This is a genomic window from Halomonas sp. A11-A, from assembly GCF_003182195.1.
GTDB lineage: Bacteria > Pseudomonadota > Gammaproteobacteria > Pseudomonadales > Halomonadaceae > Halomonas > Halomonas alkalicola.
Window position 1 is genome coordinate 245,165 of record NZ_QGTM01000002.1, and the last position, 10,215, is coordinate 255,379.

The 10,215-nt window shown below is 63.1% G+C and carries 9 protein-coding genes and 1 tRNA gene; 7 read left to right on the plus strand and 3 right to left on the minus strand.

All coding sequences use genetic code 11. From position 1 onward, the window contains the following. Window positions 1–137: 137 nt before the first annotated feature. Window positions 138–2,333, plus strand: coding sequence for a TonB-dependent siderophore receptor (locus tag DER72_RS03290; protein ID WP_110068565.1), 2,196 nt, complete (start codon window positions 138–140; stop codon window positions 2,331–2,333). Window positions 2,334–2,402: 69 nt separating this feature from the next. On the opposite strand, the gene fhuF is transcribed toward DER72_RS03290, so the two are convergent. Both fhuF and DER72_RS03300 read right to left on the minus strand, forming a co-directional pair. Continuing rightward, on the minus strand, window positions 2,403–3,059 hold the full coding sequence (gene fhuF, locus DER72_RS03295; RefSeq protein WP_258306174.1) for a siderophore-iron reductase FhuF: 657 nt from the start codon (window positions 3,057–3,059) through the stop codon (window positions 2,403–2,405). Window positions 3,060–3,251: 192 nt separating this feature from the next. After that, window positions 3,252–3,842 carry a hypothetical protein gene (locus tag DER72_RS03300; RefSeq protein ID WP_110068567.1) on the minus strand — a complete coding sequence of 197 codons (591 nt, stop codon included), beginning with the start codon at window positions 3,840–3,842 and terminating at the stop codon, window positions 3,252–3,254. 189 nt (window positions 3,843–4,031) lie between these two features. Here DER72_RS03300 and DER72_RS03305 point away from each other — a divergent pair. From DER72_RS03305 to DER72_RS03330, 6 genes are all read left to right on the plus strand, one after another. After that, window positions 4,032–4,108 (plus strand) — tRNA-Ile (locus DER72_RS03305). 109 nt (window positions 4,109–4,217) lie between these two features. Continuing rightward, window positions 4,218–4,808, plus strand: a complete 591-nt coding sequence (locus DER72_RS03310; RefSeq protein WP_110068568.1) for a zeta toxin family protein — start codon at window positions 4,218–4,220, stop codon at window positions 4,806–4,808. After that, entirely contained in the window at window positions 4,805–5,002 is a 198-nt protein-coding gene (locus DER72_RS03315; protein WP_110068569.1) for a hypothetical protein, read from the plus strand. Before DER72_RS03310 ends, DER72_RS03315 begins: the two co-directional genes overlap by 4 nt. A gap of 94 nt (window positions 5,003–5,096) precedes the next feature. Continuing rightward, window positions 5,097–7,076, plus strand: coding sequence for a class I SAM-dependent DNA methyltransferase (locus DER72_RS03320; protein ID WP_110068570.1), 1,980 nt, complete (start codon window positions 5,097–5,099; stop codon window positions 7,074–7,076). Continuing rightward, window positions 7,073–8,614, plus strand: a complete 1,542-nt coding sequence (locus tag DER72_RS03325; protein WP_110068571.1) for a restriction endonuclease subunit S — start codon at window positions 7,073–7,075, stop codon at window positions 8,612–8,614. Before DER72_RS03320 ends, DER72_RS03325 begins: the two co-directional genes overlap by 4 nt. After that, on the plus strand, window positions 8,604–9,737 hold the full coding sequence (locus tag DER72_RS03330) for a Fic family protein (protein ID WP_110068572.1): 1,134 nt from the start codon (window positions 8,604–8,606) through the stop codon (window positions 9,735–9,737). The genes DER72_RS03325 and DER72_RS03330 overlap by 11 nt, the downstream gene beginning before the upstream one ends. A 178-nt stretch (window positions 9,738–9,915) precedes the next feature. Here DER72_RS03330 and DER72_RS03335 read toward each other — a convergent pair. Continuing rightward, window positions 9,916–10,215 (minus strand): transposase (locus DER72_RS03335; protein ID WP_146209031.1); only part of this gene is annotated, 300 nt, incomplete at its 5' end.

Consider the following 10,215-nt stretch of genomic DNA (forward strand, 5'->3'; position numbering starts at 1 on the left):
TTGTTGATAATGCGTATCAATAAGATCCCTTCGGAAGGCACAGATGCAAATGCGAACATTTCCTACTTGTTTAAATAAATGATAGTGATTATCATGCGCGTTAAATCCGCACACAAGAACCGAAGGCTTGCTCACCCATGTCCCATTCTGCTACCCACCCCTGCGGGGTCGACCCCCTGGCCCAGGCCGTTCGTCGGGCCCTTGGCCTGACCACCGCCGGTGCCTTCCTGCTGTGCTCGCCGCCCCTGCTGGCCCAGCAGATCGAGCCCACCGAGGCACTCGAGACGGTGACCATCGAGGCCGAGGCCCTGTCGATCATCAGCGAGGGCACGGAGCGCTATCGGGTGCCGCTCACCAGCACTGCCACGCGCCTTGACCTGACGCCCCGCGAGACGCCCCAGTCCGTCTCGACAGTGACCCGGGCCCAGATCGACGACTTCAACCTGAACACCACCAACGACATCCTGGAGAGCACCCCCGGGGTGACGGTGGAGCGCCTGGAGACGGACCGCACCTACTACTCGGCCCGAGGCTTCGAGATCTCGAACTTCCAGGTCGACGGGGTGCGCGTGCCGATGCCCTACAACAACGTGCACGGCGACGTGGACACCGCGATCTACGACCGGGTCGAGGTGGTGCGGGGCGCCACCGGGCTGATGTCCGGCTCGGGTAATCCGGCGGCGACGGTCAACTTCGTGCGCAAGCGACCCACCTTCGAGCCCCAGGCCGCGGTGTCGGCGACCGTTGGTTCCTGGGACCAGCGGCGACTGGAGGCCGATGTGGCCGGTCCGCTGGATGCCCAGGGGCGCGTCCGCGGGCGCCTGGTGGCGGCGGGGATGGAGAGCGACTCCTACCTGGACCGGCTCAGCCGCGAGCGGGGGCTGCTCTATGGCGTGGTGGAGGCCGATGTCACCGACAGCACCCTGGTGACCCTCGGCCACACCTGGCAGCAGAACAACACCGACGGCAACATGTGGGGCTCGCTGCCGCTCTATGACTCGGCCGGCAACCCCACCGACTACGATGTCTCGACCACCTCGGCGCCCCACTGGTCCTTCTGGGACGTGGAGACCCGACGCAGCTTCCTCGAGGTGCAGCAGGAACTCGGTGAGCGCTGGTCGCTGAAGGGAACCCTGACCCACCTGGATATGCTCTCCGACACCCAGCTGTTCTATATCTACGGCGTGCCGGATGCCACGACCGGGCGCATCGCCGACGAGCAGCTGACCCTGAGCCGATACGATCGCCACCTGGAGCAGTGGGTCGCCGACCTGCACGCCAAGGGCGACGTTGATGCCTTCGGCCGCACCCACCAGTTGGTGCTGGGCACGGACTGGAGCCAGAGCCGCAACCAGCAGCTCTCCCGCTACCCCACGGCGGACTTCGATGCGGGTGGCCAGGGGCTCCCACCGCTGGATGACTGGAACGGCCGCTATCCCGAACCCGATGCCTGGGTGGCCTTCCCCGGCACCGATGGGGATGCCACGGTCAAGGAGCGCAGCTTCTATGGCGCCGCCAAGCTGGACCTTGCCGAGCGCTGGACCGCCGTGGTCGGTGCCCGCCTGAGCTGGGCCGACACTACCGGCGAGCAGTACGGGGTGTCCCAGGCAAGCGATCACGACCGGGTGCTGACGCCCTACGCCGGCCTGATCTACGACGTCACCGACTGGGCGTCCCTCTATGCCAGCTACACCGAGATCTTCCAGCCCCAGACCGCCATCGACCGCAACGGCGACTATCTCGACCCCGTCGACGGGGTGAGCCAGGAGGTCGGCCTCAAGGCCGAGCTGTTCGACGGTGCGGCCGATGCCTCGCTGGCGCTGTTCCGCACCGAGCAGAATAACGTGGCCCAGCCGGCGGGCACCCGGCCGGATGGCACCGCCTTCTTCACGGGCGGGGACGGCATCACCAGCGAGGGCGTGGAGGCCACGCTCGCCGGCGAGCTGGCCCCCGGCTGGCAGGCCAGCGTCGGCTACACCTACCTGGAGATCGAGGACGCTGAGGGCAACGCCACCAATACCTACATCCCGCGCCACCTGGTGCGCGCCACCACCAGCTACCGGCCGGCGTCCCTGGATGCCCTGAAGGTGGGGGCGCGGCTGCGCTGGCAGGATGAGATCGAGCGCGATCGCGACTTCGCCGACGGCAAGACCCGGCAGGGGGCCTATGCCCTGGTCGACCTCATGGCGAGCTACGACTTCAGCGACAGCCTGACCGGTTCGCTGAACGTCAACAACGTCACCGACGAGAAGCATCTCACCAGCCTCAAGTGGGACCAGGCCTTCTACGGCGCTCCACGAAACGTCATGCTCAACCTGACCTGGCGCTACTGAGTCCCGGCGCCAACAGGCACATCAGACAGGCCCATCTCGGCAACGGAGTGGGCCTTCGCCTGTATGGGGTCAGGATGCCTCGGTGGTGCGGGCCTGGCGCCGGCAGGCCAGCGGGCAGTTGCCGCAGACGCCGAGCTCGTCGATCAGATAGCGGATGCAGCACAGGCGGCGCACCCGGCGAGGTGTCTCGGCCTCTCCCTCGATATAGTGCACCGGGCGATAGAGCGGATTGCGACGTCCATCGGGCAGGGTGCGGCTCGTCAGCAGCACCCTGGCGGGTTCAGCGACGTCCGGCGCGGCCATGGGATGGTCGGCCAAAGCGACGGCGAAGTGCTCGAAGTAGTTGCCGGCGTTGCTCCAGAACACCTTCGGGGAGGCGCCGGTGGCCGCGGCCAGGGCCTCGATCAGCGGCCCCAGATGGCCATCGAGCAGGGTAGCGAAGCGCCGGCAGGGATCGAGGTCGGCCAGGGGACGGCCGGCATGCCGCAGCGCCAGGCCGGTGGTCTGCCCCTCGGGAGACTGCTCGAGGTGCAGGTCCTCGAGCCCCAGCGGCAGGTCGCGCTCGAGCAGCAGGTTGGCGGCCAGGCAGTGGGCCGCCAGGGCGCTGAAGTGCCACTTGGACCATAGCGAGGCCACCGCCCGGCGGTCGCCATGGCCGTAGCAGGCGCCGAAGCGCGTGAGCAGCGCGTCGAGGCAGGCCGGGTCGAGCAGGTCTAGGGCCGGCATGCCGAGTGGTGCTGTTAGCGGCCCGATTGATGGCGGGGCCAGGTGCTTGAGAGGGCCGACGTATAACCGGGCCAGGGGAGAGGGCATGGCGAGACCACCGGATCCGTGGAAAGTCTCATTATACAAATAATAATCATTATCAAAAATAGGCAGGGAGATGATGCCAGGAACGCGCTCCGTCGCGAGGGCGCCTCAGCGTCTCACCAGCACCGCATCCAGGCTCACCGGCACCTCGTCGCCGATCTGCTCGTAGCCGAGCAGCAGCAGTACTGAGCGCAGCGTCGGGTCGGCCATCAGCTCGCGGCCGTCCAGCGCCACCCGCTCGGCGTTGGTGACCCGCACGCGTTCAGGCGACTCCCGGGTGAAGCGCACCGCCAGGGGCTCGCTGCGGGTGCTGTTGCCGGTCTGCACCGAGAGCATCAGCACCTCCACCAGCGATTCGCCCACGGGCAGGCGCTCCAGGCGCTGCGGCGGGAAGCGGGTGGTCAGGGTGGCCATGGGGCGCTCGGTGAAGCCTGAGAGCCAGGGCGGCAGCGGCCCCATTCGCTCGATCACATCGCTCTGGGCCAGCCGCAGCGGCAGCACCAGAGTGCCGTCCGCCTCGGTGGTACCGCTCAGCCGACGCACCTCGTGCAGGCGGGGAATGGGGCCTTCCGGGGCGATCTGCACCACGGTGGCCGCGACCCGCGATTGGGCGGGGTCCAGCTCCCAGGCGGCCGCTGCCGCCGCCGGAAGGGCAGCCAGGGGCGCAACCAGCAGGGCGACCAGGGCGGAAGACCGCAAAAGAGAACGAGCAAGCGAGAAGGCAAGCAAACGAAGAGGCACTGGCGGATCTCCAGAAGGGGCGGGCTCAAGGAAGACCACGGGGGAGGGAGAAGGTGCCATGGAGGCCACGAGCGGCGAGCGGGCTATGGCCACCTTCATCGCCATTCGCTATCATACGCCGGCGCTCTGCCGCACCTTCCTCTGAAAGGGCCTATAGCTCAGTTGGTTAGAGCAGGGGACTCATAATCCCTTGGTCGCAGGTTCGAGTCCTGCTGGGCCCACCAACGTGCAGCAACCGACGGACAGCTGCATTTTCCGCCCACCCTGAACTAGAGTGGGTGGTGCACATCGGGTAAGACACCTTCCATGTGCACCTGCCGGAAGGGCTTGGCGATGACTCGTGAAGAACACGTAGCAACTTGCTGGATTGTTGCCGGTCCGAACGGAGCAGGCAAGACTACCTTTGCGCTGAACTACCTGCCCCAGGTAGCTAGCTGCACTCGCTTCATCAACGCTGACCTGATTGCTGCCGGCCTTTCGCCTCTTGCCCCGGAGAGAGAGCTTCTGGCGGCTAGCCGTATCTTCCTGCGAGAAATTGAAGAGGCGATTGCCGACAAGGAAGATTTTGCCTTCGAAACGACGCTTTCAGGGCGTGGCTATTCTTCGCTGGTCAAACGTCTACTGTCCGCAAACTGGAGGGTTGAGCTTGTTTATCTCGCCTTGCCAACTGTGGAAATGTCGCGACTGCGCGTAGCTGAACGAGTCTCCCATGGCGGCCATAATATACCGCTCAAAGACATCCAGCGCCGATTCCCGCGTAGCCTGCACAACCTGCTGTCGGTTTATGCACCGTTGGTTAGCCATACGCGCTGCTTTATGAATGACGGTAGCACGCCGGAACCCGTATTCGAGCAGCATGGACCTGATCGCCAGATTCTCAATGATGCGCTGTTCGAGAAGCTTTCCAAGGAGTCACGACCATGACCCAGCTCTCCCCCGATACCCAGGAAATGCTGGATAGCCTGCGTGCCGCTGTGGCTGAGACCCTCGAGCGCAAGCGCCGACTCGGTCACTATGCAGTGGTGTGGAAGGATGGCAAGCCCGTGCTGATAGGGGAGGATGCGCCACAGTCACCCTATCGGCAGCCTTCCAACGAGCCGCCGCAGGGAGAGCACTGACCCGGCTCGTTCTCCCGCACTTCGTGGCCACCCCCTCGCTGTGTATGATGGTCGGCACTCATTACCATCAGCACCAAGAACGCGGGGAAGCATCGTGAACACGGAGAGTCACTCTCAACTGGCGGCCTTCATCTGGTCCGTGGCGGACCTGCTGCGCGGCGATTTCAAGCAGTCCCAGTACGGCCGCATCATCCTGCCCTTCACCCTGCTGCGGCGCCTGGAGTGCGTGCTGGAACCCACCAAGGCCGAGGTGCTGGCCGCCGCCCATGAGCACCAGGCCAAGCCCGAGGCGGTGCGCGAGAAGCTGCTGCTGCGCGCGGCGGACCAGCCCTTCTTCAACGCCTCACCGCTGACCCTGGGGACTCTCTCCGACACCCAGACCGCCGACGACCTGATGAGCTACGTGCAGTCGTTCAGCCAGGACGCCCGGGAGATCTTCGAGCACTTCGAGTTCGAGGGCTTCGTCCAGCAGCTCGGGGCCAGCAACCTGCTCTACCAGGTGGTGCAGCGCTTCGCGTCTATCGACATGAGCCCGCAGCGGCTCACCAACTACGGCATGGGCCTGGTATTCGAGGAGCTGATCCGCAAGTTCGCCGAGAGCTCCAACGAGACGGCGGGGGAGCACTTCACCCCGCGCGATATCGTCCACCTGACCACCTCCCTGGTGCTCACCGGTCAGGAGCAGAAGCTGCGCCCCCACGGCATCGTCACCGTCTACGACCCCACCGCGGGTACCGGTGGCTTCCTCTCTGAGAGCGACGAGTACATCCAGCAGGTCAGCCAGGACGTCACCGTCTCGCTGCACGGCCAGGAGCTCAACCCCGAGTCTTATGCCATCTGTAAGGCCGACATGCTGATCAAGGGCCAGGCGGTGGAGCAGATCAAGCTCGGCAATACCCTCTCCGACGATCAACTGCCTGCCGAGCACTTCGACTTCATGCTCTCCAACCCGCCCTTCGGCGTGGAGTGGAAGAAGGTGCAGAAGGCGATCACCGACGAGCACAACCAGAAAGGGTATGAGGGCCGGTTCGGCCCTGGCCTACCGCGGGTCTCGGACGGCTCGCTGCTGTTCCTGATGCACCTGGTGAGCAAGATGCGCCCCCGCCAGGAGGGCGGCTCGCGCATCGGCATCATCCTCAATGGCTCGCCGCTGTTCACCGGTGGCGCCGGCAGCGGCGAGTCCGAGATCCGCCGCTACCTGCTGCAGCACGACCTGGTGGAGGCCATCGTCGGCCTGCCCACCGATCTCTTCTACAACACCGGCATCGCCACCTACGTGTGGATCCTCTCCAACCACAAGCCCGCCGAGCGCCGCGGGCAGGTGCAGCTGATCAACGCCACCGGTCGGGCCAGCAAGATGCGCAAGTCGCTGGGCAGCAAGCGCCAGTTCGTCGCCGACCGCGATATCGAGGAGATCGTGCGCCTCTACGGCGCCTGCCAGGAGAGCGAGGAGAGCAAGCTGTTCCCGGTGGAGGCCTTCGGCTACCGGCGCATCACCGTGGAGCGTCCGCTGCGCCTCAACTTCCAGGCCAGCCCCGAGCGCCTGGCCAAGCTCGATGACGAGAAGCCGCTCCAGAAGCTCGCGGAGGGCGAACGCGAGGCGATCAAGGCCGCCTGCGCCACCCTGGACCCGGCGCAGGTGTTCACCAATCGCGACGACTTCACCAAGGCGCTAAAGGCCGCGATCAAAGCGGCGGGCCTCAAGGTCGGTGCCCCGGTGCAGAAGGCGATCCTGGGCGCTCTCTCCGAGCGCGACCCGGACGCCGATATCTGCCGGGACAAGAAGGGCAACCCTGAGCCTGATACCAGTCTGCGCGACAACGAGAACGTGCCGCTGGACGAGTCGGTGTTCGACTACTTCGAGCGTGAGGTGAAGCCCCACGTGCCCGACGCCTGGATCGACGAGGAGAAGCGCGACCCGCTGGATGGCCGCATCGGCATTGTCGGCTTCGAGATCCCCTTTAACCGGCACTTCTACCAGTTCACGCCGCCTCGTCCGTTGGATGAGATCGACGCTGACCTCAAGGCCTGCACCGATCGGATCAAGCAGATGATCGAGGAGCTGTCGGCATGAAAGATGCAGCGGGAACCCGAACTTCGGAAAGAGCGAACAGGCGCGAAGCGACTGGCCCAAAGGGCGAGGGCAGGGATAGCCCGAGTACCTTCCCGCAGTACCCCGAATACAAGGACTCCGGCGTCGAGTGGCTGGGGGAAGTGCCGGCGCATTGGGTGGTCGGGCCGTTGCGGTGGTATGCAACCATCCAGGGCGGGGTGGCTAAGGGGAAAAGCTACTCCGATGATACGCTCACGGTTGACCTGCCATATCTGCGTGTTGCGAATGTTCAGGATGGGCATGTCGATCTCTCGTCGGTCAACACTGTGACCGTTGCGTTGTCCGAGGTTGACCGCTATCGCCTCCAGCCCGGCGACGTCTTGATGAACGAAGGCGGCGACAATGACAAGCTTGGTCGTGGGACTGTCTGGCAGGGGGAAATTGCTGATTGCCTTCACCAGAACCATGTTTTTGCCATTCGCCCAAACCAGTACTTGCTGCCCTACTGGCTGTCTATGTTCACTCGCTCCAGTGCAGCCCGGTCCTACTTTTATCTGTACTCCAAGCAGAGCACCAACCTAGCCTCAATTTCATCCAGTAACGTGATGTCATGTCCGTTGCCTCTCCCTCCGACAGCAGAGCAACGTGAGATATTGAGTTTCCTTGACAACGAAACCGCCCGCATCGACGCCTTGGTGGCGGAGCAGCAGCGCCTGATCGAGCTGCTCAAGGAGAAGCGCCAGGCGGTGATCTCCCATGCCGTCACCAAGGGGCTGGACCCCGATGTGCCGATGAAGGACTCCGGGGTTGAGTGGCTGGGGGAAGTGCCGGCGCATTGGAGAATCACTCGAGTCAAGCATATTGTGCACACCGTTGAGCAAGGATGGAGCCCTCAGTGTGAAAATAGCCCGGTCGAAAGTGAGAGTGAGTGGGGCGTGCTTAAAGTGGGGTGCGTCAACCATGGTAGATTTGTCAGTCAAGAGAACAAGAAGCTTCCTGACAATCTTTCTCCGAGGTTGGATTTGTGCATCAAGGCTGATGATGTCTTGATCTCTCGTGCCAATACGCGAGAGCTGGTCGGTAGTTGTGCAGTCCCTGCTGTTTCCTATCCCAACTTAATGTTGTCGGACAAGCTGTTTCGGCTTCGTGTTCGCGAGACGGTTGCAGATCCACGGTTTTTAGCTTTTTTCATGGGCGCTCCGCAAACTAGGCAGCAAATTGAGTTGGAGGCAACCGGAGCTAGCAGTTCAATGCTGAATATTGGGCAAAGCACCGTGCTTGAGATGCCCTTCCCTTGTTCTCCACTTGAAGAGCAGGCAAAAATCCGCGATGAAATCATAAAACAGACGTGGAGCTTGCTGGATCTGGCTGGTCAGGCACTAGAGTTACAGAAGAGGCTTGAGGAGCGACGCTCCGCCCTGATCTCCGCTGCCGTCACCGGCAAGATCGACGTTCGTGGCTGGCAGGTCGGTCAACATGCCGAACAGGCCGAGGTATTGTTGGCTGCTGAAGAGCGGGCCGCCTACGTCTATGGTAAGGAGCCTAGCGATGAAGTTTGAAACCTTTGATGCCGGTCGATGGGTGCCGCAGTACCAGTACAAGAGCTTCAGCCCGGTCACCGTGAACCACGAATGGAGCTGGGAAGACCCGCAGATCAACACTCTTCTGGAGCGGGCTTCTCGAGCCCTGGCCGAGCTCGATGCCTTCACACTGATCGTGCCGGATGTGGACCTTTTCATCCAGATGCACATCACCAAGGAGGCCAACAACTCGTCCCGCATCGAGGGTACCCAGACCGAGATGGACGAAGCAGTGCTGGACAGCAGCCAACTGGCCCCCGAAAAGCGGGATGACTGGCAGGAGGTGCAGAACTACGTTCAGGCGATCAACGAGGCGGTCGAAGAGTTGGAGCATTTGCCGCTGTCCAATCGGCTGCTCAAGCACACCCACGCCATCCTGATGCAGGGGGTGCGTGGTGAGCACAAGTCACCAGGTGAATTTCGTATCAGCCAGAACTGGATCGGCGGCAGCAGTCTGGCCGATGCCGCCTTCATTCCGCCTCATCCCGATGAAGTGCCGGCGTTGATGGGAGATCTGGAGCTCTTCTGGCACAACGACAATGTCAGCGTTCCTGAACTGATCAGGATCGCCATCAGCCACTACCAGTTCGAGACCATTCACCCCTTCCTCGACGGTAACGGCCGCATTGGCCGGCTGCTGATCGCCCTTTACCTGGTCAGCAAGGGGCTGCTGCGCAAGCCTTCGCTGTACCTGTCTGACTTCTTCGAGCGCAACCGCGCCAGCTACTACGATGCCTTGACTCGGGTAAGGATGTCGAACGACATGGTGCACTGGGTCAAGTTCTTCCTGTCGGCCATCATAGAGACGGCTGGCAAGGGCAAGGTCACCTTCGAGGGCATCCTGGCGCTGCGCCAGCAGATGGACCATCTGGCATTCAGCTACGGGAAGCGGGCTGAGAACGTTCAGAAGCTGCTCAAGCATCTTTACAGGCGCCCGGCGGTAACGGCCGGCCAGGTCAGTGATTTGCTGGGTGTGACCCACCAGACCGCCTCTGCCCTGCTCAACAAGATGGTCGAGGACAACATGCTGAGTGAGATCACCGGCTACCAGCGCAACCGGATCTTCGTTTTCGAGCGGTACATGCAGCTGTTCCGCTCATGACCGACCGTATCATCGGCCATGTAAGGCACGGTGGCTGAAATTGATATACAGGAAGCCTTGTGTAAACCTGGGGGCTTTATCCTTACATATAGGATCCATGTGTGAGGCAGCAGCCTGCTGCCAAAGTGCTGCTCCGGCTCGAGGGAAGCTCGGGCTTGGCCCGTGGTAACTGTTTAGCTCACGCCGCCTGATCCGTGGCTGTAGGCTGCATGAAGGCTGGCACCTCCCCCGCAAACAGTTGCTCCAGTGCGGTATGCGCCGCTACCCCTTGCTTGACGGCGGTCGAGAGGAAGCTGCGCATGCGGCAGAAGATCTCCGCCCCCTCCCAGGAGCGGAAACAGCCCGAGATTTTCTGCTGGACCTTGGTCATTCGCAGATCGCGTTCCCCCTGGTTGTTGGTGAAGGGAGCGGCAGGGTCGTCGAGGAAGCGCAACACGTCGTCCTCGTACGCCTGGAGGCGTTCCAGGAGGTTGCGCGG

Bases quoted from the DNA above. Each gene is read 5' to 3' on its own strand.
- DER72_RS03315 (WP_110068569.1), top strand. From the start codon at position 4,805: ATGACCCAGCTCTCCCCCGATACCCAGGAAATGCTGGATAGCCTGCGT.
- DER72_RS03325 (WP_110068571.1), top strand. From the start codon at position 7,073: ATGAAAGATGCAGCGGGAACCCGAACTTCGGAAAGAGCGAACAGGCGC.
- DER72_RS03290 (WP_110068565.1), top strand. From the start codon at position 138: ATGTCCCATTCTGCTACCCACCCCTGCGGGGTCGACCCCCTGGCCCAG.
- fhuF (WP_258306174.1), bottom strand. From the start codon at position 3,059: ATGCCGGCCCTAGACCTGCTCGACCCGGCCTGCCTCGACGCGCTGCTC.
- DER72_RS03310 (WP_110068568.1), top strand. From the start codon at position 4,218: ATGACTCGTGAAGAACACGTAGCAACTTGCTGGATTGTTGCCGGTCCG.
- DER72_RS03330 (WP_110068572.1), top strand. From the start codon at position 8,604: ATGAAGTTTGAAACCTTTGATGCCGGTCGATGGGTGCCGCAGTACCAG.